At 65.1% G+C, this 26,228-nt stretch carries 35 protein-coding genes; 1 reads left to right on the top strand and 34 read right to left on the bottom strand.

Features of this window, described 5'->3' with window-relative positions; all coding sequences use genetic code 11:
- The 28 genes from AC27IO_RS08610 to AC27IO_RS08475 all read right to left on the bottom strand — a co-directional run.
- The coding region (locus AC27IO_RS08610) for a hypothetical protein (protein ID WP_498738453.1) at nt 1–403 on the bottom strand (403 nt) is incomplete at its 3' end.
- Nucleotides 390–770, bottom strand: a complete 381-nt coding sequence (locus AC27IO_RS08605) for a hypothetical protein (RefSeq protein WP_498738451.1) — start codon at nt 768–770, stop codon at nt 390–392. The genes AC27IO_RS08610 and AC27IO_RS08605, both read right to left, overlap by 14 nt.
- Nucleotides 771–774: 4 nt before the next feature.
- Complete coding sequence (locus AC27IO_RS08600) at nt 775–1,194, bottom strand: structural protein P5 (protein ID WP_498738449.1); 420 nt, start codon at nt 1,192–1,194, stop codon at nt 775–777.
- Nucleotides 1,195–1,255: 61 nt separating this feature from the next.
- Nucleotides 1,256–1,891 (bottom strand): DUF4376 domain-containing protein, encoded by a 636-nt coding sequence (locus tag AC27IO_RS08595; protein ID WP_498738447.1) that lies wholly within the window; start codon nt 1,889–1,891, stop codon nt 1,256–1,258.
- An 8-nt stretch (nt 1,892–1,899) separates the two neighbouring features.
- Nucleotides 1,900–2,640: a hypothetical protein gene (locus AC27IO_RS08590; protein WP_498738445.1), complete on the bottom strand. Its 741-nt coding sequence runs from the start codon at nt 2,638–2,640 to the stop codon at nt 1,900–1,902.
- Between the two features lie 2 nt (nt 2,641–2,642).
- Complete coding sequence (locus tag AC27IO_RS08585) at nt 2,643–2,966, bottom strand: hypothetical protein (protein WP_498738444.1); 324 nt, start codon at nt 2,964–2,966, stop codon at nt 2,643–2,645.
- Nucleotides 2,967–3,075: 109 nt separating this feature from the next.
- Nucleotides 3,076–4,332, bottom strand: a complete 1,257-nt coding sequence (locus tag AC27IO_RS08580) for a hypothetical protein (RefSeq protein WP_498738442.1) — start codon at nt 4,330–4,332, stop codon at nt 3,076–3,078.
- A complete protein-coding gene (locus tag AC27IO_RS08575; RefSeq protein ID WP_498738440.1) occupies nt 4,329–5,273 on the bottom strand; it encodes a hypothetical protein in 945 nt (314 codons plus the stop codon). The genes AC27IO_RS08580 and AC27IO_RS08575 overlap by 4 nt, the downstream gene beginning before the upstream one ends.
- Nucleotides 5,270–10,399, bottom strand: coding sequence for a tape measure protein (locus tag AC27IO_RS08570; protein ID WP_498738438.1), 5,130 nt, complete (start codon nt 10,397–10,399; stop codon nt 5,270–5,272). Before AC27IO_RS08570 ends, AC27IO_RS08575 begins: the two co-directional genes overlap by 4 nt.
- 86 nt (nt 10,400–10,485) lie before the next feature.
- Nucleotides 10,486–10,716, bottom strand: coding sequence for a hypothetical protein (locus tag AC27IO_RS08565; RefSeq protein ID WP_498738436.1), 231 nt, complete (start codon nt 10,714–10,716; stop codon nt 10,486–10,488).
- 30 nt (nt 10,717–10,746) lie between these two features.
- Complete coding sequence (locus AC27IO_RS08560) at nt 10,747–11,001, bottom strand: DUF1799 domain-containing protein (protein WP_498738434.1); 255 nt, start codon at nt 10,999–11,001, stop codon at nt 10,747–10,749.
- Nucleotides 11,002–11,060: 59 nt separating this feature from the next.
- Nucleotides 11,061–11,387: a phage tail assembly chaperone gene (locus tag AC27IO_RS08555; protein ID WP_498738432.1), complete on the bottom strand. Its 327-nt coding sequence runs from the start codon at nt 11,385–11,387 to the stop codon at nt 11,061–11,063.
- 94 nt (nt 11,388–11,481) lie between these two features.
- Nucleotides 11,482–12,138: a phage tail tube protein gene (locus AC27IO_RS08550; RefSeq protein ID WP_498738430.1), complete on the bottom strand. Its 657-nt coding sequence runs from the start codon at nt 12,136–12,138 to the stop codon at nt 11,482–11,484.
- Nucleotides 12,139–12,250: 112 nt separating this feature from the next.
- On the bottom strand, nt 12,251–12,607 hold the full coding sequence (locus tag AC27IO_RS08545) for a DUF3168 domain-containing protein (RefSeq protein WP_498738428.1): 357 nt from the start codon (nt 12,605–12,607) through the stop codon (nt 12,251–12,253).
- Nucleotides 12,604–13,023, bottom strand: coding sequence for an HK97-gp10 family putative phage morphogenesis protein (locus tag AC27IO_RS08540; RefSeq protein WP_498738426.1), 420 nt, complete (start codon nt 13,021–13,023; stop codon nt 12,604–12,606). The genes AC27IO_RS08545 and AC27IO_RS08540 overlap by 4 nt, the downstream gene beginning before the upstream one ends.
- Before the next feature lie 5 nt (nt 13,024–13,028).
- Entirely contained in the window at nt 13,029–13,352 is a 324-nt protein-coding gene (locus AC27IO_RS08535; protein WP_498738424.1) for a phage head closure protein, read from the bottom strand.
- Nucleotides 13,349–13,669: a head-tail connector protein gene (locus AC27IO_RS08530; RefSeq protein ID WP_498738422.1), complete on the bottom strand. Its 321-nt coding sequence runs from the start codon at nt 13,667–13,669 to the stop codon at nt 13,349–13,351. The genes AC27IO_RS08535 and AC27IO_RS08530 overlap by 4 nt, the downstream gene beginning before the upstream one ends.
- The gene (locus AC27IO_RS08525) at nt 13,666–14,736 is read right to left on the bottom strand and encodes a phage portal protein (RefSeq protein ID WP_498738420.1); all 1,071 of its coding nucleotides are present in this window, start codon (nt 14,734–14,736) and stop codon (nt 13,666–13,668) included. The genes AC27IO_RS08530 and AC27IO_RS08525 overlap by 4 nt, the downstream gene beginning before the upstream one ends.
- Nucleotides 14,721–16,124: a phage portal protein gene (locus AC27IO_RS08520; RefSeq protein WP_498738418.1), complete on the bottom strand. Its 1,404-nt coding sequence runs from the start codon at nt 16,122–16,124 to the stop codon at nt 14,721–14,723. The genes AC27IO_RS08525 and AC27IO_RS08520 overlap by 16 nt, the downstream gene beginning before the upstream one ends.
- Nucleotides 16,121–16,477: a hypothetical protein gene (locus AC27IO_RS08515; RefSeq protein WP_498738416.1), complete on the bottom strand. Its 357-nt coding sequence runs from the start codon at nt 16,475–16,477 to the stop codon at nt 16,121–16,123. Before AC27IO_RS08515 ends, AC27IO_RS08520 begins: the two co-directional genes overlap by 4 nt.
- A gap of 58 nt (nt 16,478–16,535) precedes the next feature.
- A complete protein-coding gene (locus AC27IO_RS08510; RefSeq protein WP_498738414.1) occupies nt 16,536–17,936 on the bottom strand; it encodes a phage major capsid protein in 1,401 nt (466 codons plus the stop codon).
- A gap of 17 nt (nt 17,937–17,953) precedes the next feature.
- A complete protein-coding gene (locus AC27IO_RS08505; protein WP_498738412.1) occupies nt 17,954–18,532 on the bottom strand; it encodes an HK97 family phage prohead protease in 579 nt (192 codons plus the stop codon).
- A 53-nt stretch (nt 18,533–18,585) separates the two neighbouring features.
- A complete protein-coding gene (locus tag AC27IO_RS08500; RefSeq protein ID WP_498738410.1) occupies nt 18,586–20,046 on the bottom strand; it encodes a terminase large subunit in 1,461 nt (486 codons plus the stop codon).
- A 31-nt stretch (nt 20,047–20,077) separates the two neighbouring features.
- Nucleotides 20,078–20,527 carry a hypothetical protein gene (locus AC27IO_RS08495; protein ID WP_498738408.1) on the bottom strand — a complete coding sequence of 150 codons (450 nt, stop codon included), beginning with the start codon at nt 20,525–20,527 and terminating at the stop codon, nt 20,078–20,080.
- Nucleotides 20,528–20,693: 166 nt separating this feature from the next.
- Nucleotides 20,694–20,885, bottom strand: coding sequence for a hypothetical protein (locus tag AC27IO_RS08490; protein WP_498738406.1), 192 nt, complete (start codon nt 20,883–20,885; stop codon nt 20,694–20,696).
- A 2-nt stretch (nt 20,886–20,887) separates the two neighbouring features.
- Complete coding sequence (locus tag AC27IO_RS08485; RefSeq protein ID WP_498738404.1) at nt 20,888–21,055, bottom strand: hypothetical protein; 168 nt, start codon at nt 21,053–21,055, stop codon at nt 20,888–20,890.
- Nucleotides 21,056–21,263: 208 nt separating this feature from the next.
- On the bottom strand, nt 21,264–21,620 hold the full coding sequence (locus AC27IO_RS08480) for a hypothetical protein (protein ID WP_498738402.1): 357 nt from the start codon (nt 21,618–21,620) through the stop codon (nt 21,264–21,266).
- Between the two features lie 2 nt (nt 21,621–21,622).
- A complete protein-coding gene (locus tag AC27IO_RS08475) occupies nt 21,623–21,862 on the bottom strand; it encodes an HNH endonuclease (RefSeq protein WP_498738400.1) in 240 nt (79 codons plus the stop codon).
- A gap of 141 nt (nt 21,863–22,003) precedes the next feature.
- Here AC27IO_RS08475 and AC27IO_RS08470 point away from each other — a divergent pair, with 141 nt between their 5' ends.
- Nucleotides 22,004–22,546, top strand: coding sequence for a hypothetical protein (locus tag AC27IO_RS08470; RefSeq protein ID WP_498738398.1), 543 nt, complete (start codon nt 22,004–22,006; stop codon nt 22,544–22,546).
- A 104-nt stretch (nt 22,547–22,650) separates the two neighbouring features.
- Here the strand turns inward: AC27IO_RS08470 and AC27IO_RS08465 are convergent, their stop codons facing one another.
- The 6 genes from AC27IO_RS08465 to AC27IO_RS08440 form a co-directional block, all read right to left on the bottom strand.
- Nucleotides 22,651–22,857, bottom strand: coding sequence for a hypothetical protein (locus AC27IO_RS08465; protein ID WP_498738396.1), 207 nt, complete (start codon nt 22,855–22,857; stop codon nt 22,651–22,653).
- A gap of 856 nt (nt 22,858–23,713) precedes the next feature.
- Nucleotides 23,714–23,950 (bottom strand): hypothetical protein, encoded by a 237-nt coding sequence (locus AC27IO_RS08460; RefSeq protein WP_498738394.1) that lies wholly within the window; start codon nt 23,948–23,950, stop codon nt 23,714–23,716.
- A 173-nt stretch (nt 23,951–24,123) separates the two neighbouring features.
- Nucleotides 24,124–24,834 carry a hypothetical protein gene (locus tag AC27IO_RS08455; protein ID WP_498738392.1) on the bottom strand — a complete coding sequence of 237 codons (711 nt, stop codon included), beginning with the start codon at nt 24,832–24,834 and terminating at the stop codon, nt 24,124–24,126.
- Between the two features lie 631 nt (nt 24,835–25,465).
- Nucleotides 25,466–25,891 (bottom strand): RuvC family protein, encoded by a 426-nt coding sequence (locus AC27IO_RS08450; protein ID WP_498738390.1) that lies wholly within the window; start codon nt 25,889–25,891, stop codon nt 25,466–25,468.
- A complete protein-coding gene (locus tag AC27IO_RS08445) occupies nt 25,888–26,034 on the bottom strand; it encodes a hypothetical protein (RefSeq protein ID WP_498738388.1) in 147 nt (48 codons plus the stop codon). The genes AC27IO_RS08450 and AC27IO_RS08445 overlap by 4 nt, the downstream gene beginning before the upstream one ends.
- The coding region (locus AC27IO_RS08440) for a hypothetical protein (RefSeq protein WP_498738386.1) at nt 26,031–26,228 on the bottom strand (198 nt) is incomplete at its 5' end. The genes AC27IO_RS08440 and AC27IO_RS08445, both read right to left, overlap by 4 nt.

Below are 26,228 nucleotides of genomic sequence, written 5' to 3'. Positions count from 1 at the left end.
CCCCCTTCCCGAATGCGCTCGTTCGCGCGGTTGATCGTGCCGTTGATGGCCTTGCGGTCGTGCTCCAGCGCCGCCGCCGGCACGCCGGCGCCTTGGCCGCGCGCCCGGCGGTGGTGGCCGCCTTGTCGGCCGTGGCTGCCGCATCCTTCGCTGCCTCGGCCGCCGTGGCTGCGGTATCCGCTGCGCGTGCCGTGCGGCCCGTAAGGGCGTCCAGCGACTGCCGATACGCGCTCTGCAGCCGGCTGATCTCCTCGATACGATCGGCGCGCTCATCAATCAGCATGGAACGAGTGCGTTCGGTGCCCGCCCAGTAGCCCAGCCCAGCCCCGCTGCCCAGGATCGTGGCCAGCAGCAGCAGGCCGCCGGCCAGGTCGCGCGCTTTGTGGAAGTCATGTTTTTGCATGGACCTGCTCCGTCAGTTGGCGAACCCGGTTTTCCAGGCCCGCGATTTCCTCGGTGGCCTGCTGGAGCTGGCGTTGCATGCCCTCCAGCTGGCCCTGCAATTTGCCCATCATCGTGATGGCCTCGTTGCGCTCGCGCGCGAAGTCGTCGGCGCGCTTGTCGGCCAGGGCGCGCGCTGCGCGCTCAGCCTCCAGCAGCTCCTTGTAGACGTTGATCGCCGACACCCGGCCGGCGTCGTCGGCGCGGTCTGCGGCGCCGCGGCTCAGGTACTGGCGCAGGAAGATGAAACCGCCACCAATGGCCGCGGCTGCGGTGGCCAGCACGCCCAGCGGGCCGCCGGGCATTGCGTTGAGATCGGGCGCATCCATCGGCTCACTCCAGCGCCAGGCGCACGGCCTGGGCGATCAGGTCGGCGCTGTACGGCTGCAGGCCGTTTTCATGGGCCACGATTGCGGGCACGATGCGCGCCAGGGTGTCCGGGTCCTGCAGGTCGATCTTGTCGCCCACGCCCACGCCCAAGGCGGCGGCCACCTGGCGCGCGTAGGCGTCGGTTTTGTTCTCGTTCGGCGGCGCCCACCGGCCAATGATCGCGGCCGGCGTGCGCAGTCCGTGCTTGCGCTGGTACGACAGCAGGGTCTTGGCCAAGGCCCGCAGGCCCCATTTCGGCTCGCTGAAGACGACGAATCGGGCGTCGCTGCTCTGGTCGGCGGCCATGCCCTGCCAGCGCTCGGTAGTGCGGTCGATGTTGCCGGGGTTGTTGTTGCGGATTCCGCGCGGTGTTGTGGTGGTCATGGCTTTCCTTGGGACGTAAAAAAGCCCGCTCGGAGCGGGCTGGTGGCGGTGGGTTGGTCGGCTAGGCCCGGGCGCTGCCGCGGAAGGCCGCAGTGGACGGCCAGCCCGCGCTCAGGTCGTACTCACGCGCAGCGGCGAGCGATGGCAAGGCCGCGATGGCCTCGTGGTGGACGCGCTCAGCGCTGAAGCAGGCCTGCACATGCAGCGCGATCACGGCTGCCATGCCCTGCAGCTCGGCCAGGGTCAGCGACACCCAGCCGGTGGCAGCCTTGAAGTCCACCGCGCTGACGCCTGCCAGGGCTGCATTGGCAATGACCGTGGTGATCCGGTTTTGGTCTTCGGTGGTGGTTCCAACACGGGTGCCATCGGGGAAGGCCACGCCGCCCGTTTCGACCTCCCAGCGGCGGGCCGTGGACGCGGCCAAGAGTGCAGCCTTCTCGGCTGCCAATCGCTCCGCGATCTCGGTGGCCGTGAGCGGCACGACGCGCCACCGCTGCACCCATTGGCCTTCCACCTCCAGAGGCTCGACCTCTTCGGCACGGTGCGTGTCAGCGTCGTGATCGGGTGGCGACGAGGGCTCCACTGGCGCAAAGCCATCGCAGGGTTCAAAGGGGACCGGGAAGCTGACGTGTGAATGGGTGGCCTGGATCTGCTGGGCCGACACCGGGTATTCCGAAGTTTCAAGGTTGATGTACATGCGCGCCCTCATGCTGCGTTGAATGGATAGGAGCGACCAGCGCCCCAGATGATTCGTATGCCCCCGACGCCGCCACCCCAAGGGTTGCCGGTGATGAAGATGCTCAGCACCTCGCCGGGCGTGACCGCAATGGCATTGCGGTACGCAAGCTCGCCACCCGGCTGGCCCGCCTTGCCACCGCCATAGTCGCCACCGTCTCCGCCTTGCGGGAATGTCGATCCCGGGATCTTTCCGTCTGCGCCGTTGGAGCCGCCCCGCCCGCCCGCCTCCAACGTGGCGGAGGCGCCGCTGGGCCCCTGACCGTTGAGGCCGACGCCCCCACCGCCATTGCCAACGGTCGTGACGTTCCCGCCACCGCCACCACCGCCGCCACCGCCAGGAGGCGCAGCCGAACCACTTTGGTTTTGGTCGCCGCCTTTGCCGCCAGCACCACCGTAGCCAGCGGCACCGCCACCGCCACCTGGGGTATTGGTGCCGCCGATCGATCCAGGGTTGCCAGCCAGGCCGCCCTGGTTGAGGACGGTGTAAGCGTTATCACTGGCAATCGTGCTGAGCAAAAACACGGAGCCCCGCTTGATCCAGAGTGGATACGCGGCCCGGCCAGACACCCCGACCGCACAGATTTCCGTGACTCCTGCGGGCACCGTCCACGAGGTGGCCAAATTTGCGTCGTTGGTCAGACCGGTAAATACCACCTGGCCGGACGGCCCCCCCGAGTCCGCCGCCATCGTCATGTCAGGCATCAGCATGGTCAGGCCGGGTAGTTGATCTGGGCTGCGGCGTCCCAAGTCGTGCCGCCGTCCGAGGTTGTGAAAAAGAACTTGTGCCGGCGCGCGACCGTGAGCGACGGCGCCGAGCCGTTGGGCCACTTGACGCTGGCAGGCCAGGCGATCGTGCCGCTGATGTGCGCGATGTCGAGCCGCATGACGTAAACGCTGCCGGCCGCGGGCGGGCCTGAGAAGGTGAAGGTGCTGTTGGCCGCGATGCTTTTTGCAAAGTAGTTGCCCTGACTGCAATCGATGTTGAGAGCTGGCACGGCCACCGAACTGGCGCGCACAGAGCCCGAGATCAGCACGTCTCCAGCCAGCCCACCGACACCAAAAAGGGTTGAAAAGTTGGACATGCGTGGTCACTCCTGATAGGTCACAAGCACCACGAATGGCGTGCTCAAAATCGACCCCGAGTTAGAGGCCGACAGATAGATGCCGATACCGTTCGCGTCGGAAGAGCAGAAGTACTGATACCCGACGCTGTTGGAGTTGTTGGGCGGCACGCTCGCAACCGAGGTGCGCACGATCGGCTGCAGCCCGACGATCTTTTTTAAAATCGACGCCCCCCAGGCTCACGATCGTTGATCCGCCCTGACTGGCGGCTGTGGTGCCGGTGATCAGCTTGGTCTTGATGGGCGGCGCTGCGTCATCACCGAGCACCGTGAAGCCCTGAAACGTCTGCTTTGCCGTCCAGGTGTTGGGCTGCAGCAGGATGGCGTTGCTGGAGACCGAGGCGACGGTGAAGCCCGCGAACGACTCAACCCAGTCACCATTGGCCGCGTCGTACTTGAGGCACGCCGAGGCGTTGAGGGTGTTGAGATACAAGACGCTGGAGTCGCCCTTGATCTTCTTTCCATTGGGGTTGATCGTCGGCACGGCGCCGCTCCGATTCGCGAACGCGAAGAAGTCACCATCGTTTGGCGCCGCCGGCATTTTGATCTCGACGGCAGCATCGAGCCGGTAGAACACATTCGACGCGCCCGTGGTAGCGACGCCCACACCAACCACCGGCAGCGTCAGACTGCTGGCGCCGCGGCTGCCCGCGACGGAGACACTCCAGTCGGTGTAGGTGCCAGCGCCCGCGACCTCCGCTACGGCCACCGACAGCGCCCCGGCACCGGTGCTGGAGTACGACAGCACCGTTCCGCGCATCCACGTCGTGGCCGGCGCCGAGGTGCGCGCGATGGTGACGGTCTGGCCCGGCGCGAAGCCCTTGCCCAACCCGACGTTGAGGGCCTGCTGGGCGATGCCCACGGTGAGGCTGCTGGTGCTGGAGGCCACGAGCGGCGCGCCAGCGATGGCGGCCGCAGCGACCGCGGCATCGCGCGCGACGACTGCGGCGGAAGCAGCGGGAACTGCTTCGTTTCGAGCCGCCACTGCTTGATCGCGTGCAGGGACTGCCTCGTCCCTTGCGGCCACCGCTTGATCGCGTGCTGGCACAGCCTGATTCCGCGCAGCGACTGCAGCGCTGGCTGCTTCGTCCGCGATGACCGCACGCTCCTGAGCGGCCACGGCGTTGGTGCGTCCTGCCTGGATCATGAGGTTCAGGCCGACCACCACGCCCGGCATGCTCGACCCATAGGTGTAGGCATCGGCATTGAAATTCGCGCTGCCCAAGGGCGGGTAGGTGGGCACCGTGGGTGCCGCGGGGATGGGGACGATGTCCGTCATACGTTTCCTTTGACTTGGATGGAGGCAGACGCGGTCGGCCCGCCGTCGGCACGGACCGTGCCGGTCACGGAACCCACCGTTGAGAGGTAGCCGAACTGCGGTAGGCCGCTGGCCTCGATCGCGACGGTCTGGTCCAGGATCCGGTCCAGCAGCGTTTTGGCCGCATTGGCCTGACCTGCATCGATGACGCAATTCAGGGTGAGGTTGGTGGACAGCCGCCCACGGCGCCGCACGAACGTGCCGTCCGGGTTCTCTTTGAGGTAGGAATAGCTCTTGGTGGAAGCCTCCGCACCGGGGGTCACCGCGCCGATGTTCGCAACGGGCGCCACCAGCCGGCGCCACTGGCCCACGCTGATGAAGCCCACCGCTGCCTCAACGTTCGGGTCGTTGCGGGTCAGCTTGATGGTCACCTCGGCCAGTGGGTGGATCGGGATGTCCTTCAGCGTGAACTTGGTCGCCCGCTGCAGCACGCCGAACAGGTACTCGAACTCGCCATAGGCCTGCTCCCACAGGTCCATGTTGATCGGGGGCACCAGGTCCGCACCTCCAGGGCCGGCCTTCACGGTCACCTGCAGCGAGTCGGCCTCAAGGCCATAGATCGCCAGGCCCGTGATGAACCCAGGCTTGAGGACGTAGGTCAAGCTCCCCAGGCGGCGCGCACGGGTGAACAGGTACTCGTCGAAAGGCGCCATGCGGTTGCTCGGCGCGCCCTCGTCCTTCAGCCAGAACTCCGCCCCGGCTGTGGACGAGGGCGGCGTCGTGTTGTTGGGAGCGGCCTTCACGCATTCGTAGGTGTAGCCGTCATAGACACGACGGTCCCCAACCACGTAGCTCGTGCCGGACGCCCAGGCCACCTCGCCCACCGATGCATCGACGACGGGGATGGTGGTCCCCGCGCCGAACATGGCTGGCGTGATCGTGGTCGGTAGCAGGATGTTCACGCCATTTCCTCCATGCGCAGGCTGTTGCCACCCTGGCTCACGTCATCGAACTGCTCGACCATCTGCGGCAGCGTCTGGGTGTTTTCCGCGGTGCGATCGGCAGCGCCGCGCAGGGCGGCCACCTCCTTGCGCAGCAAGCGGACTTCCTCCAGCAGCTGCGCTTGATCAGCGCCACCACCACCCCACGCGCCGCCATTGGCCCAGGGGTTGAACGCTTTGGGCACGATGGCCTCTCCCTCGTGGATCTGGGCCACCATGTCGCGCGGGACGAAGTTGGTCCCGACAGCGAATGCAGGAATACCCACCGTGGCGCCAGCTTTCACCCAGTCCGCCAAAAAGAAGCCACTCAGGACGGAAAGATCGGCCATCGTCCCGCCCGCGCCCTTGAAGGCATCGAGCAACCCTCGCAGATCACCGGTGCCGTCGTAGGCGTGGTAGACCGGCGCCAGCGCATCCAGCTTCGCGATCAGGGCCTGGTCGATGATCGGTTCGTACCAGACGGCGCCCGCCCCGCCCATGACCTGGCTGTACTTGGCGTTTGATGGCGCAGAGGGCGCCGTGCTACCACCGCCCCACGATGCCCCGCCGCCGTTGATCTGGGTGGGGGCCTTCGTGTTCACGCCCGCTGCCTTCGCGCCCAGCACCGCCGCCAGGTTGTTGACGGCGTCCGCGACCGAGAGCGTGGCGTCGAACGTCCCGTTGGCGATGTCGATCTGCCGGCGGTAGTGGTCCAGCAGCTCCTGCTGCACCTTCAACTGCCGGTTGATCGATTCGGTCTGGGCGTCCAGCGCGTCCGACTGGTCCTGCAGCGCCGCCAGCTGCTGCTCGGCGACGGTCTTCTGGCCTCCGCTGATGGCCTCGAGCTGCGACAGCGTGCCGGCCAGCACCAGGCGATCGCGATCCTGCGCAAACTGCGACACGTAGGCGCCCGCCTCCACTCCGCTGCGGGCCGCCGCAATGGCTTCCTGCAGCGTTCTCTGGTCGGGGAGGTAGCCGGTGACCTGCGCATTCGACAGCGCTTTCTCAACGAACGCCCATCCCTGGGCGGCCTGCATCGATGCGGTCGAATCCACCTGGCCGTAGAGCTCACGCGCATTGCTGCGCACCAACTCGAAAACCCCGGTGATCAGCGACAGCGATTCCTGCGACAGCTCGCGCTGCTTGCTGATCGCCGTGCGCTGCGCATCGATCGCTTCCAGCTGCGCGTTCAGCCGCTCGCCTTCCAGCGTGACGGCGTTCTGCAGCTTGCTGTATGCGTCCTCCCTGTCCTGCTGAGCCTTGGCCAGCGCCGTCGCTGCGTCCTCCGCTTTGTAGATCTCGATCACCATCGCCGCCAATGCCGGGTTCAGCTCCAGCAGGGCGTAGTACTCCTGCAGGCGGCGCAGGTCGAGGGCCTCGCGGTCCTTGCCCTGTGCGATCAGCAGGCGCTGCTCCAGGTCCCGGCCCTTGTCCGTGATGCTCTGCTGCTTGCGCGCTGCCTCGGCCGCAGCCGTCGCCGCGTTGTCCGTGGCCACGGCCACAGAATCGAACGCGCCGGCCAACTGCAACAGCAGGGCGTAGGCCTTGCGGCCGGCATCCGTGTTCAGGTCCTGCGCTTCCACCAGGGCCCGGTACTGCGCCCGCGCGTCCGTCGCGTCGATGTCCGGCAGCTTGATGTCCAGCGTGCCAAGCTGATTTTCCAGTTGGGTCTTCAGGTTGGCCCTGCGCTCGTCGGCCGAGAAAAACTTGTCGTAGTACGTGCCCAGGTTGGCCTGCAGCTTGTCGAAGCCCCCCGACAGTTCGCCGATCGCGGCCGCCGCGTCGAACGTCAGGTCGGCCAGCTTGTCGAGCCCCATTGCATCGAGCGCCGCCTTGAACGTCGTCACGCCAGCGATCTGCGCGTTGATGGCCACCAGCAGGGCGTCCGCCGCATCGCTGGTCAGCGCCTCGGCGTCCACGTCGATCATCTTCTTGATCGTCTGAGGAATGTCATCCACGCTCTGCAGGGCCTGGATCGTGGACTGTTTCAAGTCCAACGTGAAGTTCTCCAGCGCGGTCTTGAAGTCGGGCGAATTCGTGCTGAATTTTTCGTACAGCGTGCCCGCGTAGTTGTCCCCCTGGCCGCTCTCCCCGAAGGTCTTGCCGCCCGACGTCGTGCCCCCAGAGAACACGCCGCCGCGGCCCTTCTCGCTGGTCTCAAGACCGGCCCAGAAGCCCGTGACCGTGGATGCGCTGCCCAGCGCCTTGAGCATTGCATTGATGCCCGCTGCCGTGCCGGACACGGCCTTGCGGATGGCGTCTTCCTGGGCTGCATCAACAGGGTCGCCCTCCAGCCGGTATGCCTGGCCATCGGTCAGGCCGATGCGCTGCCCGTTGCTGAAATCCCGGTCGTACTGCTGGCCTTGGTACGTGTACGTCTGCCCCCGGCGCTGGTTCGTCACGCTACCGTCGTACGCCACGCCGAACTGGCCGCCCACGCGCGTCTCGCCCTTGAACGATCCAGCCAGCGCCACCAGTGCACCGATGCCCAATGCGATCGGGCCCAGGGCGCCAGCAATCTGCCCGATGCCCGCCAGCGCCGAAGAGAACCCGGACGCGCTGCCCAGCATGGCGAACCCACCTTCGAGCGCTGTAGCAATCCCTCCGTTGAGCGTCATGCTCAGGCCGCTGGAGAACGCACCACCACCGCCGAACAGCGAGCCGATGTTGCCAATCCCCGAGAGCATCGAACCACCGCTGCTCACGGTGTTGGCGATGCCCGCAGCCCCGCCTCCGCCGGTCAGCCCCATCAGTTGGCCCACCAGCTTGATCACGAACGGCTGCGCAAACGCCTTGTAGAGCGTGTCCGCCACCGTGGTCTTGAACGTGGTCGCCAGCGAACGGGTGAAGCTCTTCCATCCGTCCTCGCCGTTGTTCAGCATGTCCGCAAAGCCCTGGCGGAAGATGTCGTCGTACTGCTTGACGCTGTTCTTCCAATCGGCCAAAAAGACCTTGCTGCTGGCGTTGGCCTTGGCGATAGCCGCGGCGCCCGTCAGGCGGGCGATCTCTTCATCGCGCTGCGGCTGGTCGAACCCGCTGTTCGCGTTGACGGCGGCGATCTGGCGCTTGAGATCCAGTTCGATCCGGTACTGCTCCAGCGCCACCTCGCGCGCCTGCTCGGTCATGCCCATCAGGGACAGCTCGAACTGCAGCGCGTCGTTGTTCTCGGTGATGCCCTTCACGTAGTCGGTCACGGCCTGGCGGCCGGACTCGCGCGCCTTGCTCTCTGCCGCATAGGCTGCGTTCAGCTCCTCCTGGATGCTGACCTGCTCTTGGTACAGGGCGATCGCGCGCTGCGTGGCCGCCTTCTGGCGCTCCTGCGCATCCAGCGTCTCAAGCAGTGCGAGCGCCGTCGCCTTATGCGCGGCGGACAGCTTCTTCGAGCCCACGTCCAGCTGCGTCAGCATCTGCAGGCGCAGCTTGTCCGCCTCGGTCAGCCGGCCCGAGTACTTCAGCTCCTCTTCGTTCTGGGCGATCTTGGTCCTGATGGACGTGGCCAGCGACTCGTAGGCGGTCTGCTCCGCCTTGATCGCCGACGCACCTTCCGGCTTCTCGCTGCCGCTCTCCTTGATCAGCTTCGCCACCGCCTTTTGGTAATCGGTCAGCTTGATCAATCCGTTCTGGTAGCCCGAATACAGGGCGTTCAGGTCCTTGTAAAAACCGTCCTTCACGCCGCTCAGGCCATTGAGTACTTTGCCCATGGAGGACTGGATGCCCTCCAGGCGCTTGGCCTCGGCAGCGTAGGACTGCGTGCGTGTGACGTAGCCGGTCTGGTCGCGAGGATCCTTCGCCCCGCCCAGCTCTTTGTCGAGATCACGGAAGCGCTGCTTTGCCACCTCCAGGCGGGTGTTGATGCGATCAAGTTCCGCCTGCGCGGCCGGGCCGAAGAGTCCGCGGTCGATCCCCTGGCGCAGCCGGCGGGCCTCGTCGTCCAGACGACGCACTTCGCTGGCCGCATCTCTCAGCGGCCCCTGCTTTCCGAGCTTGTTGAAGATCTCCGCTACCGCGTCCATGCCTTGCGACAGCTGGCCAAACGCTCCGCCAATCGTCTTCGTGACGCCAAGCAGCGAGTCCATCGCGCCGATCAAGCCCGTCATGCTGTTGCCGAGCCTGGTGATCGACTGCTCCACAGTCGTTGCCATCTTGTCAAATTCGACCTGCACGGAACCTGCAGACTTCTTGAGGGCGCCCAGCACTTTGTCGGCCGTGAGCTCGCCCGCGCCCCCCAGTTCCCGCAGCTTGCCGACACTCACACCGAGGCCATCGGCAATGGCCTGGGCCAATCGGGGCGTCTGCTCCATGATGCTGTTCAGCTCTTCGCCACGCAGCGCGCCCGAGGCGAAGCCCTGGGCCAATTGCACTAGCGCAGCCTGGGCCGACTGCGCAGAGCCGCCGCTGATGGTCACGGCCTGCGAAATCGTTTTCGTGACTTCCAGCAGGTCACGCTGGGATACGCCGAGTTCCTTCGTGGCTCTGGCCACCTGCGCGTAGGTCACCACCAGATCGGTGTAGCTGACGCGGGACGACTGTGCAACTTGGAACAGGCGACGCTGCACGTCGATGAGTTCAGCGGCAGAGGTTGTGACAAGCGACAGCCGCGAGGAGACGTTCGTGCTCGCATCAGCCATGGCAACCAGCTCCCGCGCGGATGCGGCGACTCCGAGCACAGCCAGCGCCTTTCCGGCCATTCCAGCAGCTGCGCCGAGGGCAGAGAAGCTCCCGCCCATGCTCTCGGTGGCGCGGGTCGCGTCACCAGCTTTCGCCTTGTACGCGTCAAGCTGGTCAAGCAGTGGCTTGAGCGTTGCCACGTTCACGTTGCGCTGGGCAGCGAGCGCCTCCCAGTACTCGCGACTAGCCTTGCTGCCCGCTTGCTGCTCGGCGATCAGGCGCTGCAGGCTGGCCTGCATCGATCGCGTAGCCGACTCCACCTTCTTGGAGGCACGCTCGCCCCCTTCGCCCGCTGCGCCCATGCCCGAGGCAGCGGCTTGGCCAGCCTGGCCGGCCGCAGTACCGACCTCTGCCAGGACTCGCTTGATGCGGTTGATCCCAGCCTCGGCGCCGGAGGTATTCGCGCCGAACTGGATGTCTTCTTTCAGGTCTTCTGCCATGCGATCGCCCAAAGAAAAAGCCCCTCGACTTGCGCCGAGGGGCTTACAAAAAGAAAACCCGCCGAAGCGGGTATGAGGGAAGGAGCCTAGCGCTCGGTGAGTTTGTCCAGCCGGTCGAGAACTGCGGCGTGGAACGCGCGGCGCTCGTTTTCAGCCGTGGTAAGTTGCCCGGCGCGAAAGATCACATACGGAATCACAGCGAAGGCACAAGCCATCGCGGCCATTGCGGCCTCTTGAGGTGCGCCCTTGGCAAAGAAAAACGCTGCGGCCAAAAACAAGGCCCCGATGACGGCACCGATTACGACGATGAAACGCATATTCCCTCCTTGATGAAGGGGGCATCGTAATCACTTCTGCTGCCGGTGAATCTCCGCGAGCGCGGCGCGCTCCATCACCTCGACGTCGGCGCGCAAAGACTCCCAATCCTCGGGCGCCAGGCCCAGGCGGTCCATCAGCGGATAGATCGCCTCCCAGCGCAGGCCGGTGGGCACTCCGTTCGGACCTGACACCCACCGCGTGCCCACCGAGCGCTCGAAGAAGGAGAAGGCCGTGCGGTTCTCCGGCCAGATGAAAACGAAGTCCTCGTCGTCGTAGTCGTCCACCGATAGGCCGTGCGCCTCCAGCTCCGCGGGCGTGGGCGCCTTGCGGTACAGGTCGGCGGCTAGCTCGCGAAGTTTCCCAGGCGCGCCCCTGCGTTTTCCTCGATGTACTTCTCGACGATCGATTTGGCGCTGCCGAGGTAGTTGAGGACCAGCTTGCCGACGTTCGCTTCATCGAAGGGGAAGTCAAGCTCCCAGCCGCAGGCCACGTCCATCACCAGGGTGGTGTCGTTCTCGTAGTTGCCCGTGCCCTGCAACCATTCCTTGAACGCGTCGCCGTCACGGTGGCGGAAGGTGAATTCGATCTTGACCGGCTTCTTGCCAGGCACCGGGATCTCGGCCTTTGCCTTGAAAGTAGGCTGCGCGTCGAGGGAGAAGTCTTTGATCATGTTCTGCTTTCAGTCGGTGAAAAAGACCCGCGCCGCATACGGTCGGCGGGGCATGAAAAAAGCGGCCGCATGGGGCCGCTCGGGGTTGCTTGAATCAGGCCACCACGCCGCTGTAGCGGGTGGGCCGTGCCCGGCCGTTGAAGGCCACGCGCAGGCGATTGATCTGCCCTTCCTGGAGCACAGGGATGGGGTTCATCGCCACGTAGCAGGGCATGTAGGTGGGGTTGCGGTTGCCCTTCATCAGGATGCGCAACACCGTTTCCGTCTGCTCTTCCGACGCCTTGAGGGCTGCCGCGTAGCCGGGGGTTTCGATGTCGTCATCGATCTCGATGGTGTAGCCCGTCGCGCTGAATCCGTTGTTCAGCTGGTACTCGTTCTCGTCTTCCAGGAACTCGTACTGCACGGGCTTGGGTTCGCCGCCGCTGGTCTGCGGATTCATCACCTTCGGGATCTGCGTCCAGGCCGTCACCTTGCGGAAGGTGCCGGCGCTCGAGCCCGGTGGGAACGAGGCCGTGCTGGTCGTGTCCACGCCGACGAGAGCGAACGTGGTGGCCGACAGCTGGTCCACCTTGAAAACACGGCGGTTCAGCCGCGTCCAGCCGGTCAGCAGTTCGACCATGTCGCCATCGGCCAAGCCGTGGCCGGCGGCAGTGACAACGGCCTCGGAAGCGTTGGAGATTTCGCTGACGTTGATGGTCGAGCCGAAGCTCGTCGCGATCGAGAAGGTGGCGCCTTTGGGTAGTTGTGCCATGGTGGACTTTCAATGAAAAAAGCCCGCAGGCGCGGGCGTTGAGGGAAGCCCTCGCGGGCGAAAGAAAGGCCGCCGCGGTTGCCCGGGGCGGCCTGTTGGGGAACGTGGTGGACTACCTGGCAGCCCAGACGGAAAAGTCTTGGCGGCAGCCGTACAGCTTCGTGTCCTCTTCGAACACGCTGGCGTGCGCGCCTAGGGACTCCACCTGCAGGCCGGGCGCCGTCAGCAGCGCCGCCTCCACCTGCAGGATCAGCGCCTCGGCCTGCCCATCCGTCTGGGCCCAGCACGCCACCTGAATGCGCCCATTGCGCTTGTCGGGCAACGTGTCGTCGGTGTAGTTGATGGACCGGCCACCCACCTGCTGGTACACGATGCGCGGCAGGGCCGAACCCTCGGGCGCCACGGCGGGGTACACACGGCCGGTTGCCAGCGGGCTCAGCGTGGCGAAGATCTGCGCTGCGATGCTCATTGCAGGCCGGCGCGTTGCCGCTCCCTCATCGTCTGCTTCGCTGCCTGCAGCGCTGCCTCGCGCACAGCGTCGTAGGCGGGCCGCAGGAATGGCCGAGCCGGCATCTTCGAAGTACCGAACTCCACGAAGCGCGCATAGAACGCATCGCGGTGGTTCCAGGAGACCCGATATCGGGCATTGCCATCACCGGATTGCTCCTGCATATAGGCCTGATAGATCGCATCCCGCAGGTTTCCGGGCTGGTAGGTCTGCTTCTTGCCCTTGGTGCTGTGCGGCTTGCCAGACACCGGGGCACGCTTGCGCACCTCGTCGTAGAAGACCTGGGCCCCGGCCTGCGCTGCAGGTCGGACAGCGCGCTTCGTCGCTGCATTCAGCTTGTCCAGACGCTTTTCCAGCCTGGAGGTGTCGAACTTCACTGTGATCACTTCACCACCTCGCAAACCAGATCGACGTGCTCGCGCCGAGCTTCGTCCGGCTGCACCGCCTTGATGTCGTACACCATGGCGCCGTGCAGCGCACGCATGCCCGACAGCAGGTCAGTGCGGTAGCGGATGCGGATGGAGGCTTTCACGATGGACGTGGGCGCATTCGCCTTGATCGCGCTGAGTCCGCTCTGGTGCTTGATGCTGGCCCAGGGCTTGGCCACTTCCACCCAGCCCGGAATCGGCTGACCTCTATCGTCCTGCACGGTTCCAGGACGCTGGATGGTGATCCGTCGATTGAGAGATCCTGCATCGAGCGTCATGCGAGCACCCTTCTGCGCAGCGGTGCGAGCAACGCGGTGATAGGCGCCGGCAGCCGGCCGTCATCGAACGCCTTCTTCTCGTCGCCGCTCGGGTAGCGGTAGAGGTAGCCGACCAGCAGCAGTGCCGCGGCCCGCACGATGGGTCGCACCTGGGCGGTCGCGCCCTCCACCACCGGCAGGAACGGAGACACGCCGTTGAGGTGGAGCGCGATTCGCTCGGATGCCGCCTCCAGCTTGAGCGTCAGGTCGCCGTCGGCGTCCGATCCGTCGATGCGCAGATGCTGCTTCACCTCGTCCAGTGTGGCGAATGGCGTCATACCGAAATCCCCTTTGTCCCATCGCGGCCGCGCTTCACCGCCAAGCGCCAGCCATCGCAGCCGGGCTCGCCCGGGTGGCCGCGCGGCGCATCCTTCTGGGCGATGAAGAACGAGCCGCCCCATGTCACCCCGTCGCCGGCCTCGTACTCCGTCCCCGCTTTGAACACGCCCCGGTCCACCAGCGCGGCCACCTTGACGCTCTTGCGCACCTCGTCGCCGCTGGATGTCTTGGCCACGAGCGTGAATTCGCGGCCATCCTGCTCGATCTGCAGATGCGAGATGCCGTCTACCACGCACTCCCAACCGTGCAGCCCCTTCGTGGCCTCGAATGCTCGCCACAGGCCACCGGCGTGCCGCGCGTACGTGCCGCGGGGGTAGGTCTTCTCCAGGTCGATGGCGGGCTGCAGTTCCAGCTGCAGGGCATCGCGGCCCGGCTCGCCGTCCTTCGGCGCGACCACCGCGCTCAGCGCTTTGGTCACAGCCTCATCCACCATGCGCTGCACCTCGTCGGCGGGCACAGATTCGCCGTCCTTGGGACGTGGCAAATCAGCCACCGCCTTGGCGACCTCTGCCGCCACCAGCGGTGCCACATCGTCAGCAGTGATGCTGCGGCCATCTTGTGGCCGAGGAATCGCAGCCACAGCCTTGGCGACAAGTGAGGCGACCTCTTCGGGATCGGCGTCTTTGCCGTCCTTCGGAGCAGGGATCTCAGCCACCGCCTTGGTCACCAACTCGGTCACCATCGGGGCCACATCATCGAGCGTGATGCTCGAGCCGTCCTTCGGCGCTGGAATCTCCTGGACCGCCTTTGCAACCTGCTGCGCCACCTGCTCAGCGACCATGGGCGCTAGGTCTTCAGCGGTCACGCTGGCTCCGGGCTCTCCGTCCTTTGGGCGGGGCATCTCGGCCAAGGCGGCCTGCACGCGATCGCCCAGATCCTTCGTCACCAAGCCGGGCAGAGCCTTGATCTCGGTGTCCATGTCGTCCAGGCGTTTGGACAGCGGTGCCAGCTTGGTGCGCACGATTTGGATTACGGCATCGGCCAGTGCTTTCAGGTCAGTTCGCATTCCAGTCCCTTTTCGATGTATTCGGTCAGGGCCTTCACATCGTCTTCGCTGATCTCGTCAGGCTCTGGCTGCGGTGCAGGCGCGGGAGGTGGCGCCGGCGGATCAACCAAAGCGACCCGGTTGAGACGCACTTGGTCAAGTGGCATGTCTTGCTGTTGCATGTACACGGTGTCCCCACCCAGCAATGGAGCGAGATTCAATTCGCGGCGGCCTTCATTCGGCGTCTTCACACCCCCGCCAACCAGTTTCACGATCACCTCAGCATTCGTGGCTGGGTCCATGCGCAGCAGGTTTTCCAGCTCCAGCTCCGTGCGGTAGCCCGCAGGCAGCGAAAGCCCGTCGTCAAAGCACAACTCCATCTCCTCGATGAGGGAGTGCAGCGCGTCGTTGAAATAGATCTGGTTCAGATCGCCGACCTTCTGGCCGGCGGGGATCGGACCGCCGACTTTGAAAGCCGGCACATGGAACACCTGCGCCACCATCTCGGAGGTGAGCGTGATCTGCTCTTTCGTCTGGGCGTCCGACGCCGTCATGCGGATGGGCTCGTACTTGAGCGCGTCGCCCACCACCGCCACCTTTCCCGAGTTGGGCCCTGTGAAGTTGTCGTTCCAGTAGGCCTGCAGTCGCTTGGCATCGGCATCATCGATCTCACCGGGAGCAACCAGGAGGCCGCTGGGCTTGGCGCCCTGGTTGAAGAAGCGCCGGGAGTCCCGCAACATTTCCAATCCGCCGGAGGCCGGCAGGCTGGCCGCAAACAGCGGCGAAACGCCCACCAGCGGGTGGAACATGCAGTTCATCCGGTCGTGGATGACCTCGGAGGCCGGCACGTACACCGTGGACTCCTGCAGGCCAGATAGGTTGTCCTGCCCGAGCTGGTAAAAGATGGAGCCGTCTGGCGCGATCAGTGGCTGAACGAGTCCAGGGTCGAGCACATACAGCGCCACCACGACGCCTCGGCCATCACGAATCTTGAGCGCGTAGGTGTTGCCCCAGGTCAACTTCGAGCAGACCCACCACTGCTTGAACTGGATTTGGTTCTGGTAATGGTTGGGCCGGCGCAGCACCGGCGAATAGGCCGGATTGGCGGACTCCTTCCAGATGCCGCTCGGCTGCAACTCCATCAGGCGCGTGCGCAACTTGCCGATGTCGTTGTAGATCAGGGAGCAGCACGAGAACACGGCCGGGTACGACAGCACGGTCTCCGGGCGGACGTTGATATCCATCTGGAAGTAGCCAGGCGGTTGGGCTGGCGTGATGTCGTGCCACACACCATCGGTATGCGGCGACACCAACCCCCGCGGCTGGGCCGTCACGATGCCCTTCTGCACCTCGCCGTCACTGGCGGGCATCGCCCCGCGGCCGACGAGATTTCGAAGAAAGCGAATCATTGGTCGTCAGCCTTTTCAAACGTGGCGTCCAGCAGTTCGGCCAGATCGGCCTTGAGCGTCACACCTTCAGGGATCTCGATCCCCTTGGCGGCGAGCGCCGCCTTCAGGTCGGCCACTTTCAGGCCATCGGAAGGCTTGGCGCCACCGTTCGCGGCTTGGGCCGGGGCGGATTGACTGACCGTCTTCGTCACCTCGGGCGTCGCGAACGCAGTCTGGTATGTCTCAGCAGGAACAGCCCGGCCGATCGCCTGCAGCACGCGCGCATCACCGCGAGGAGCGGGAAAGCCGTCTCCTGCTTTCAGCGCTCGGCCGGCGTAGGTGAACGACTTGGTGGCTTTCAGGTTTTCTCGCATGGCTGCTCCTTGGATTCGGGTAGTGCCGGGCCCGAAGGCCCGGCACTGGCTCGGCTGTTTAGCCTGCGTCCACCGCGCCGTAGTCGGCACCGGTGATAACCGCCACTGCCGATGCGCGGCGCTTGGCGAAGTTGATGGAGCGCACCACCTTGATGGCGGTGGATTCGCTCTGGAACATCGACGTGAAGTTCGCAGACGCGCCAGTGGGTGTGTCGGTTGCGCCCGTTGGGACGTTGTCCTGCTCGATCATTGCCTCGCGAGAGATCGAGACCTGCACGCCGGAATCGCCGATGCGGTAGATGTCCGAGGGCTTCAGCATCATCAGCAGACCTGCGCCGACGTTGTCACCCGTGGTCACGGTGTCACCCAACAGCGTGCCGCCGGATGCATTGATGCCAGGGAACTCCACCAGGCCGAGAGCGTTAGTCATCAGCTGGACAGACTTCGCCAGCGACGGCGTGGTCACCAGGTGCAGGCCGTTCACGTTCTTCGCGGCGATGAACTGCGCGTACAGGGCCTTGATGTCGGCCCGCAGGCCCGCGCCATCGGTGCCGGCGGATGGGATGCCGGTCACGCCGTTCAGAATGCCGGCCGGCGACACGCCAGCGACACCAGCGGCTGCGCTCAGGAACGTGGTGTCCACGCGCTGCGAGCTGGCTTCCACCAGGGCATCGCGCACCAGTTGCTCGGCCGATGGGCTGGAATCGCGCAGCAGCTCGTTGGAGACCACAGCCAGCGCGGCCACCTTCAGCGGTGTCAGCGTCACGTTCATGAAGTCGGCAGTGGTCGCAGGGATAGCCTTGGACTGCCCCACCCAGTAGGCGGTCGCCGCGCCGTCCTGGCCCTTGATCTGCACGTTCGCAGGGATCTGGCGCAGCGGCAGCTTGTCGTACACGGTCTGCGAGTACAGGAAGTCGATGAAGTCGCCGGTGTAGCGCTGATCGATGGCAGCCAGCTCGGCGCCCCACTCGCCCGTGCCGGTTCCGCCGCCTGGCACCGCGGCCTTCATGACGTTGATCAGCGTGGGATTGGTCTTGCCCCAGCGAGCTTCCGCGATGGCGAGCGCCGACACGTCGCCGTCGCTCAGGCGGGACAAAGCCTTGGCGATGACGATTCGGGTGTAGTTCTGCCCCTTGAACTTCTCGTCGGCGTCCTTGTTGACGTGGATGGCTGGGCCGGCGCCGGTGGCGATGGCGCCGCGGGCAACAGAACCAGGTGCCGCGCCAGCGCCGCCAGCAGCGGGCACAGCCTTGGTCACCTGCAGGGCCTCCAGGGCGCGAAGGTCTTCCAGTTCGGCGTCGATCTGCGAGATGTCGGCGGTCAAACCCTTGAACGCCTCGCGCTCGCTCTCGTCCTTGGTACGACCCTCATCCAGGGCTTTCTTTTGCACGCCTTCCAGCTCCAGGGCCTTTGCGGTGCGCGTCTCCATGAGGCGCTTGATTTGTTCTTGCAGGTTCATTGGGTGTCCTTTCGGGATTACTTGAGAAAAACGACGCCCTTGCGGGCTTCTTGGTGTCCCGAGACGCCGGGGGGCAGCAAGCGCACGACACGGTCCTGCTTGCGGCCTGTCGCGGCCAGCAGCGCGTTGTCGAGAGACTTGATGGTGGTGATCGATGCGTCGGCGTTGGCCGGCACCGTGACTGCAGACAGCTCGAACCACAGCCATTTCGTGTAGCGCATGCCGTAGGTGCCCTCGATGCGGGCTGCCTCCAGCGGCTTGAGGCCGACCGAAAGGCCGCGCACCAGCTTGGCCTTCAGCATCTGCCATGCGGTGGCGAGGCGCTCCTTCAGCGGGCCTTCTTCCTCCACGTCGGCGACCTCGCCATCGACCTCGATCCCCTTCTCGGTCACGCGCGCCGCGGTGATCCAGCCGATGGGATCATTGCTGTCGTGCTGCCACAGGAATGGGATCGGCAGCTTGAACTGCGCGCCCTTGGGCTCCACGATGTCTCCCGTCCGGTCGGTCGTCGGCGTCGAGGCAATGCCCTTGAATGTCCGCTTGCCACCTTCGTCGCTGAGGGCCTTGATGACAAGGGTCGAGTACGCACGTTCCATGCAGTGCTCCAGAAAAAGAAAGGCCCGCGCTGGGCGGGCCGTGGTCAGGATCGTCAGACGACGAACATTTGGTACTTGGGCGGCGGCTTCGGTGGCTCGGCCATCGGCATCACGCCGACAGCCATCGCCAAAGCCTGCATTCCGTCGATACGGCCGCTTGCCTTCGACTTCGTGAACTTGCGGTTCTCGGCCGGGTCTTTCACCACGATCGCGTTGGCCGCGCACATCGCCAGCACTGGGTGGTTGCCGTGCTTCAGCTTTTTGGCCAGCAGCTTTTCCTCCAGCGACCGGATGGCCGGCGACATGGACTGGAAGCCCTGCCCAAAATCCACGAACTTCGCCAGTTCGGCCTCTGTGAAACCGGCCCTCACCAGCCACGGTCTCAGGTGGCGCATGCCCCATCGATCGAAGGCGATCGCCTGGACGTCGTACCGGTCGAACACCTGGCGCAGCTCCGCGGCCACGAACTCATATTCGATGGACCTGCCGGGCGTTGTCTTAAGCAGACCCTTCGAGGCCCACACGTCATAGGGGACGCGGTCGGCTCGCGACTTCTCCGCGAGCCCTTCGCCCGGCAGCCAAAAGCTCGGAATCACGTCGCCGTCATCGGTGGCCAGCACCAGCGCGGTCAGGTCGCTCACAGCTGAAAGGTCGAGCCCGCCGTAAACCTTCAGGCCTGGCTGGTCGTCTGGATCCGCTCCGTTCTCCTGCCACACCGCCCGCGTGATGAAGGGCGTCTTCGCCTCCACGCGCTGGTTCAGGATCAGATTTCGGTAACCCGCCTCCATGCTGGGGAGCCGCTTCGCATCGGTCGCCTGCTTGCGGACCTCCTCCTGGTTCATGAACACTTCGAAATGCGGGTTTGCCGCCCGGATCGCCTTGTCGCTGAACGGGTCCATGTCCATGGGTGCCGTATGCAGCGCCACCTTCACACGCGGATCCGCCCCCGTCAACGCATCGTCGATCAGCAGGCTCAACAGGTCCGCATCCGTGCGCGCCTGCGTGCTGATGATGATCGACAGCGGCCGCTCGTGCGCAGCTGATGCCGTCTCGATCGCCTCATACAGCTCTGACCGCGGCCCGACAACCTGCCCAAGCTCATCGTGCACCGAGAACACCGGAGATAGCCCGTAGGCCGTCGAGGCGTCCGCAGACAACGCGCGGTAGGTCGTTCCCAGCTCAGGACAAACCAGCGTCTTCGCCGACTCCTTGGGGATCACGTACTCGCTCAGTTCCGGCGACATCCGCACTACCTTGGATGCGTATCCGTACAGGATGGCCGCCTGGTCGCGGGACTGGGCAGCGCTGTAGAGTTGGCTGTTCGGCTGGGCTTCCGGCCCGCATAGATGTAGGAGCAACAGGAATGCGCTCGTAGCCGTCTTCGCGTTCTTGCGAGCCATGCTCAAGATGAATGTGCGCGTCGGCGTGTCGTAGATGCTCCGAATCCACTCCTTCTGGGGCTTGGTCAGCCGCACGGGCTGACCTACGTGTTTGCCGTCGGGGATGCGGCACATCGACTCGATCCAAGCGATGTTTCTTAACCCCCTACTTCGCTTCAAGGACTTCCCACGGCTTGCGCGCGCGGCCCTGGCTTGCGTTCGACCGTCCGACCGTCTTCGGGTCGGTTGTCGCCTGGCGAGTGATTCGGAGACGGGTGGCCAGCGAGGACGCAGACCGAACTTCGCGCTCGCGCATCGCCAGCAGTCGGTCGTATCGCTTCAACCCATCGTCGTCGCGCAGCCACTCGCGGTCGAAACTCTTGATCTCGTCGTCCAGCACCTGAGCAGTGACGACGTGCTGGCAGTACAGGTCCAACAGGTCACGGTGCGTTTCCGTGAATGCTGCTGCTGCGTGGTCATTCACCAGACGCGCCCACACCACCTGCTCTGCGTCGCTCAGATGCGCGCTCGGCATCAGCCGGCTCGCAGACGTGACAGGTGCAAGCTGGGCCGCCACTGCGACCTGGGCAGCGGATTTACGGCCTCTTTGCGCCATCGGATTCACCTTTTTTCTGGACGTTTAGCTGCGCGAGGGGAACAGGTCGGTTTCCGAGGGGAACGACTTTTCTCGGACCCTCACCCCCCCGCCCCTGCCTGCCCTGACCCGACCGCGCCTGATCACAATGCCCCTGGGCCGCGTCAGGCGGGCCGGTGAGCGACGATCAGGCTGGGTGCGTGCTCCAGGGGTTGTCTGCTGTGGCCCGCGTGTATTCGGCCTTGAGGGCTGCCACCACATCGGGAAGCGCAGACCGCAGGGCCTCCACATGCCTCGCGGCTGGCAGGGGCAGGATCAGTGCCGAGGCCAAACTGTCTAGCCGATCGATCTCTTGCGCCAGCGTTTCTGATGGGCTCATGGTCATTTCTCCTCAATACTCGGAAACTGCAGAGCGTTCTCGCCCGGCTCGAGCGGCCACACTTCAAGGCCGTCATACGCCGATGGCGCCAGGGCGAAGCCGTGACGACGGCACGCCTGTTCAACCTCAGCCAGGAACACGGTCACTGCTTGGCTCAAGTCCTCGGCCATGTTCAATACCCCGTCTGGATGATGACTGCCCGGCCGGCCAGCGTTTCCACCAGAACCTCGCCTCGGCGTAGCTCTGGCTGCGGACGGCTGAGGCCCTGTTCGCGCTGGCACCTGACCACCGAATGGACCCGGCGATGCTCCAAGCCGCTGGGGCCCTCCACCTCTACGGTGAATGTAGCGGCCGATTGTTGAGGTGTGATTGCCATGGTCAGGCCTTCGCAGCCTGAGCCGCCTGATGATCCCGACGACGGTTGTTCGACCCGGCAGACATGAGCCAGGTGAAGCCCAGGCACAGGAACATCACCCAGTGGCCGAACCACAGGAGAACGACCATCTCGCCCAGGTACAGGATTCGGGCTATGCCGAAGGGCAGCGGCGCGGGTGTTGGGGGATCAGTGTCCTTGTGGTTCAGCACCACACCCACACCAGCAGCCAAGCTCAACGCGCACCACGCCATCAGCATGTTGGCCGCGCCGTCGATGCCGACCACCTTCCAGAGGTAGAGCATCGCGCACACGAAGGTGTGAATCACCAAGGCGGCGATGGCTTGCTTGTGCTTTGTCATGGTCAATCCTTGGGGTGTGAGGGGTCTATCGGCCAGCCATCCAGACCAATGGCCTGGCGCTGCTGGTAGCCCATGTCTTTCGCTGTCTTCTTGGCGTGGCAGCCACTGGGGCCGCAGCACAGCACCTGGGTGTTGGACTCAATGTCCTCACCGGTGCCGCCGTCAGCCTTCAGGGCTCTGATGTGATCGAGCTGGAAGCCACGGCCGGGGATGTCGTTGAACTCCACCAGCTTCCCGCACATGGCGCAGTGGGGGTTCTTGCTCCACACCTTCAGGCGACGGGCTTGAAGACGACGCCCAGATATCCGAAGACCTGCTCGCACTCTGCCGCTCCTCTATCCAGTTCAGCTAGGCTTGCCGGGAGATCAACTTAGGGGGAGAAAATGGAACCGCTTTGGAGCGAGTATCTGAGGCTTCTGACGGCCTGCACGACCAACAGAGGCGGACTAGATTGGTCAGCGGTGGCTGCATTCGGGTCGTTCCTGACCGCAGCCGCCGCTGCAGCTATAGCGCTTAAGCAGTGGCAAACCTCGAAAGGACAACTGCGCGCTGAGTTGTTCGAAAGTCGATTAGCCGTCTATCGCGCTGCACGCGCTGTCGTGATGACAGGCTATTCCCGCCAACTGAATATGGAGGATGAAGCCAAATATCTCGCGGGCATCTCTGACTGCCGTTGGGTGTTTGGCCCGGAGGTCAGGCAGTACCTTGAGAAAGAACTATGGCAACAGGTCTACCGCCAAACAAACATCATAAGAATCGGCGACAAAAGCGCTACTCGCGATGAACACATCGCAGCGACCCAAGAACGGAGCGCATCCTTCAAATGGTTCGAATCTGCGAAGGACCAAGTCGATTCGATTTTCGAGCCTTATCTCAACCTTTCGGGCATGGACCTTGATCCGCCTCGCTTCTTCAGGTCTAGATAGCTAGCCTCGGTCTCGGCGCGTGGCACCTATGCGTGGTGCCTGCTGCATCCGTGTGGCCTGGGCCATGGTGATGCGCGTGGCCGCGGCAGGGATGCGGGGCTTACTCACGCCTCGACCGACAGGCCGCCCACTTCAATCTTGATGCCGCCAACGATCGGGGTTGACGCCGCCTCATCGATCAGCGCGTACCTCACCCAGGTGATCGTCATTTCGGGCTGCATGCCCGTAGCGGACGCGAAATCATTCAGCGCCTTGCGCACCAGAGCAGCAGCCTTCACAGCTTCCAGCTCGATTGCCAGTTTGATGGTCATGGCTTGGCCTCAGTCGGAAGACGAAGAACAGGAGGCGGAGGATCCTGCGTCGCCACAGGAGGCGCCAGAGTCCCAGCTTCCCGATGCGCCGACGCCACCGAAGTCCCCACCACCACCGGACACGACGGCCGCGGGGCTGTGCACACGCTCCGCCTCGCTGGGGGCAGACATCGGCAGCGCAGTGGGCCAAGCCGGCCAGCTGCCGGGCTCCGGCGTCGGAGCGAGTGCACCAGCATTCGCTGCGGGTGAGGCTTGCCGCCGCCCGACATAGCCCCGCGTCTCCCGCTCGAACCTGGCGCGCATGCGGGCGGCCACCTCTGCAGACTGAGCGGCCTGCTGTGCCTGACGTGCTGCAGCCGCAGCCTCGGCGGCCTGCCTTGCCGCCGTCGCCCGGGACCAATCAGCATGCGCAGCCATCCGGCGGGAGGCCTCGTCGCACCGCCTCTTGCGAGCACGCCACAGCAGCCAGGCGCCGCCGGCAATGGGTGTTGCAGCGATGGCGATCGAGGCGGCGGCCAGGTAGTGGTGCATGGTGATCTCCGGGTAAAGGGCCCCTCGCAACGCCAGCGGCCCGGGAGGTGACGGGCTGTTGGTGCTGGCGCTGCGAAGGGAGGCGTCCGTTTGCCCACGGTGCGCTGGGGCCACGCTTGCCTTCACGCATGCCCCGAGCGGGCAGCGTGTCAGTTGGTTGCGGGATTTCGGAATGGGTGCCACCACCTGGGGCATGGCGTCCGTGGCGGTGTGGTGCGTGGTGGATGCACCCCGGTGGTGGCGAACTGGTTGCGGTGGTCGGCTTTGATCCGACGGGGTATGAAACCGTTGCTCTACCTGGCTGAGCTACGCCGCGGATAGAAGATCAGGTGCAGGGCCGCCCCTGGCGGGCGAGAGCCCCGCACGACGGCGGCATGGCCGGCACGATGACGGGCATCACTGGCGCCCCTGCCGGCTTGTCGACGGCTGGTGCTGGCCGGGCTACAGACGCCGGGCGCGGCACCACGATGACAGGGCGCGGCACGATCACCACGGGGCCGGCGTGGGCCGGCAGGCCAGCCAGAGCAGCCAAGGCGGCGATGGACAGGGTGGTCTTGCGCATGTCGTCTCCAATGCAAAAAGCCCACAGGGCGAACCGTGCGGGCTTGGAAATTTCAGGGCGCGACTATCCAGCAATTTCTGGCTTGCCCAGACTCTCCGCCTGGGGGCCGCTTGCGGCAGTGTGGCATGGCGTATGAAACGGCGCCTGCGCTCTAAGGCCGCAGTATACATGAACTAGAGCCCCGGACGCCCTCCATCGTGTCCGGCCGCATAGGCCTTGAGACGCTTGAGGCCAGCCAGCCCGGACCGGGTGCCCTGCCTTGCGCGGTCTACGTGTGCGGCGATGTGCTCGGAGATGGCCTGCCCCTCTCTGCCGTGCGGGATGTCGCGAAGCCCCACGCCACGGCAAACCTTGCAAACCCGGCCTTCGTGCTCCTTCGTCCCCTGGCAAGCCGAGCAACGCCGATCCGCCCACCAACCCAGCACGTCCAGCAACTTGACCTCGGGGGCTCTGCCGCCACGAGCGACAACCCAGGGCAGCAAACCTGAGTGCGGATCCATCAGCTTCGGCAGGCTGTGCAGGCGGCTGAGCACCCGGCGGCGCTCACCTGCTAGCCACTCGTCAACCTTGGCGCGTGCGCCAGCGAGGTCCAGGGCGGCGGAGGTTCGTAAGCCGCGCCGGCCTTGCTTCGTCACGCTGACGCGGGGCAACGCCGAAGCGATTCGCTTCAGGTCTTCGTCCGTGATCTGCTTTGGTCGCGCGCAGCCATCCCACTCGGTCATCAGCTGGTAGACATAGCGTCCCAGGCATGCGGTGCTGCTCCCTGCTGCAATCAGCAGGTCTGCATCACCCCTCGTTTCCACGCAGACCGTGAGATCGCGGCTGTTGCCAGCGCTGGCCAGGCGCTCCGATAGATTGGGCCGGTTGCGGGTGGTTTCGTTCATTTAACTTTTAATAAGTTACGTTACTCTACATCAAGCAGAAGCGCTCCAATCGGGCAGATTCCTTGGCCATCGGCCAGCCTTCCGAATCACAGTCCGGGTTTTCGCTGCCCAGCGCTCCGCCGCTTCGCGGTGGGCCTCGCGCCCTCCTGCCAGCAGGTGGTACTGATCGAATGCAGCATGGCAACCCTCCACTCCCGGCCGGCTGCAGCACAGCGGGAAGCCCCGGCGGTCGTCAACCTTGAGCCCCGTGCCCTTGCCCTCGTTCGCGTGGGCGTGCTGGCTGTAACCGACGATCCCGCAGTAGATGCAGGGCAGGCATGACACCGCTCTGCGGTATGCCTCGCTGCGCAAGGCGCAGGCCTTGGGGAACGTGGTGGGCAGAGTCCGGCGATTAGCTATTGAATTAATAGCATTCAGCCCTTTCAACAATTGCGCTTGAGGCATATTCAGTCGCGTACGCATAGCGGCCGTGAATGCTCCTGAATTAATAGCGCGCTCGGCTTTCGCATCAAGCCTTTCAGCGCGATCCAAGGGGGAACATCACCGTGGCGGCCGAACGTGCCTGATTTGCGCTTGAAAGCGGTCCGCGTGAGGCCCTTTGTGCCCCGGTTCATAGGCTTGGTGCGCGCCATCATTTCGCGGCGCTCCGGTACGGCCACGCCACCATTGCGGCGTCGCGCGAGTGTTCGTTGCTGGAGCCAGCCCAGCCAGTGACGGCCGCGAAACGCTTGGCGTCGAGCTTCGCGCCCTTGCCGGCAGGGCTGATGCCGTGAGCGGCCACGCCAAGCTCTGCGCACACCGCAGTGATGAGGCTGCACCACGCATCCACCTGGCCAACGTTGCGGGCCATCTTGGCGCTGGCTGCGCCGCTCTTGCCCCGGGTCCAGGTGTGGCTCTGCAGGCGCGAGTCCTCGAAAACCACGCGCGCGGGCTGACGGCCGCGAATCAGGCGCTCGATCTGGTGCGGCGGCACCGTCTCCAGGTCGGTCAGCAGGCCATCCACGTAAGTGGCCACGCCAGTGTTGGCGCCAGGGTCGATTCCAAGAATCAGGCTCACTTGGCACCTCCCGCAGTCCGGCCGATGGCCTTCCAGTCTTCCCAGGCCATGCGGGGCGTGTAGCCCACACCCATCACACGGCCCAAGCTGTCGCGGCTGTAGCAGTGCCAGAGGCCCCGCTGCTTGTAGATCCTGGGCTTCATGCAGCCCCTCTCGAAACGAGCCCCGAGAACATGCCACCAGCCCCGGCAAAACACACGTAGTCGCCGCGGCGCGCCTTGCTGACGAGCGAAGCCCCCATCTGCAGTTCCTTGGCCAACTCTCTCCCGGTCTTGGGGCTTGACTGGATGTACTGGATCAGCTCCGGGGTCATCCGAGCGCGCTTGCGGCTGGTGGC

The sequence above is a fragment of the Acidovorax sp. KNOB132 genome (assembly GCF_057541515.1).
The sequence above is the reverse complement of the archived record's forward strand: the minus strand, read 5'-3'. Positions and strand labels throughout refer to the sequence as shown.

Excerpts from the sequence above, each read along its gene's own strand:
- AC27IO_RS08605 (WP_498738451.1), bottom strand. The coding sequence starts at position 770 with ATGGATGCGCCCGATCTCAACGCAATGCCCGGCGGCCCGCTGGGCGTG.
- AC27IO_RS08470 (WP_498738398.1), top strand. The coding sequence starts at position 22,004 with ATGGAACCGCTTTGGAGCGAGTATCTGAGGCTTCTGACGGCCTGCACG.
- AC27IO_RS08505 (WP_498738412.1), bottom strand. The coding sequence starts at position 18,532 with ATGGAACGTGCGTACTCGACCCTTGTCATCAAGGCCCTCAGCGACGAA.
- AC27IO_RS08545 (WP_498738428.1), bottom strand. The coding sequence starts at position 12,607 with ATGAGCATCGCAGCGCAGATCTTCGCCACGCTGAGCCCGCTGGCAACC.
- AC27IO_RS08565 (WP_498738436.1), bottom strand. The coding sequence starts at position 10,716 with ATGCGTTTCATCGTCGTAATCGGTGCCGTCATCGGGGCCTTGTTTTTG.
- AC27IO_RS08475 (WP_498738400.1), bottom strand. The coding sequence starts at position 21,862 with ATGTGCGGGAAGCTGGTGGAGTTCAACGACATCCCCGGCCGTGGCTTC.
- AC27IO_RS08520 (WP_498738418.1), bottom strand. The coding sequence starts at position 16,124 with ATGATTCGCTTTCTTCGAAATCTCGTCGGCCGCGGGGCGATGCCCGCC.
- AC27IO_RS08460 (WP_498738394.1), bottom strand. The coding sequence starts at position 23,950 with ATGCGCAAGACCACCCTGTCCATCGCCGCCTTGGCTGCTCTGGCTGGC.
- AC27IO_RS08480 (WP_498738402.1), bottom strand. The coding sequence starts at position 21,620 with ATGACAAAGCACAAGCAAGCCATCGCCGCCTTGGTGATTCACACCTTC.
- AC27IO_RS08515 (WP_498738416.1), bottom strand. The coding sequence starts at position 16,477 with ATGCGAGAAAACCTGAAAGCCACCAAGTCGTTCACCTACGCCGGCCGA.
- AC27IO_RS08555 (WP_498738432.1), bottom strand. The coding sequence starts at position 11,387 with ATGATCAAAGACTTCTCCCTCGACGCGCAGCCTACTTTCAAGGCAAAG.
- AC27IO_RS08500 (WP_498738410.1), bottom strand. The coding sequence starts at position 20,046 with ATGTGCCGCATCCCCGACGGCAAACACGTAGGTCAGCCCGTGCGGCTG.
- AC27IO_RS08570 (WP_498738438.1), bottom strand. The coding sequence starts at position 10,399 with ATGGCAGAAGACCTGAAAGAAGACATCCAGTTCGGCGCGAATACCTCC.
- AC27IO_RS08530 (WP_498738422.1), bottom strand. The coding sequence starts at position 13,669 with ATGACGCCATTCGCCACACTGGACGAGGTGAAGCAGCATCTGCGCATC.
- AC27IO_RS08550 (WP_498738430.1), bottom strand. The coding sequence starts at position 12,138 with ATGGCACAACTACCCAAAGGCGCCACCTTCTCGATCGCGACGAGCTTC.
- AC27IO_RS08485 (WP_498738404.1), bottom strand. The coding sequence starts at position 21,055 with ATGGCCGAGGACTTGAGCCAAGCAGTGACCGTGTTCCTGGCTGAGGTT.
- AC27IO_RS08600 (WP_498738449.1), bottom strand. The coding sequence starts at position 1,194 with ATGACCACCACAACACCGCGCGGAATCCGCAACAACAACCCCGGCAAC.
- AC27IO_RS08465 (WP_498738396.1), bottom strand. The coding sequence starts at position 22,857 with ATGACCATCAAACTGGCAATCGAGCTGGAAGCTGTGAAGGCTGCTGCT.
- AC27IO_RS08510 (WP_498738414.1), bottom strand. The coding sequence starts at position 17,936 with ATGAACCTGCAAGAACAAATCAAGCGCCTCATGGAGACGCGCACCGCA.
- AC27IO_RS08525 (WP_498738420.1), bottom strand. The coding sequence starts at position 14,736 with ATGCGAACTGACCTGAAAGCACTGGCCGATGCCGTAATCCAAATCGTG.
- AC27IO_RS08580 (WP_498738442.1), bottom strand. The coding sequence starts at position 4,332 with ATGACGGACATCGTCCCCATCCCCGCGGCACCCACGGTGCCCACCTAC.
- AC27IO_RS08490 (WP_498738406.1), bottom strand. The coding sequence starts at position 20,885 with ATGAGCCCATCAGAAACGCTGGCGCAAGAGATCGATCGGCTAGACAGT.
- AC27IO_RS08455 (WP_498738392.1), bottom strand. The coding sequence starts at position 24,834 with ATGAACGAAACCACCCGCAACCGGCCCAATCTATCGGAGCGCCTGGCC.
- AC27IO_RS08535 (WP_498738424.1), bottom strand. The coding sequence starts at position 13,352 with ATGACGCTCGATGCAGGATCTCTCAATCGACGGATCACCATCCAGCGT.
- AC27IO_RS08595 (WP_498738447.1), bottom strand. The coding sequence starts at position 1,891 with ATGTACATCAACCTTGAAACTTCGGAATACCCGGTGTCGGCCCAGCAG.
- AC27IO_RS08590 (WP_498738445.1), bottom strand. The coding sequence starts at position 2,640 with ATGCTGATGCCTGACATGACGATGGCGGCGGACTCGGGGGGGCCGTCC.
- AC27IO_RS08495 (WP_498738408.1), bottom strand. The coding sequence starts at position 20,527 with ATGGCGCAAAGAGGCCGTAAATCCGCTGCCCAGGTCGCAGTGGCGGCC.
- AC27IO_RS08445 (WP_498738388.1), bottom strand. The coding sequence starts at position 26,034 with ATGAAGCCCAGGATCTACAAGCAGCGGGGCCTCTGGCACTGCTACAGC.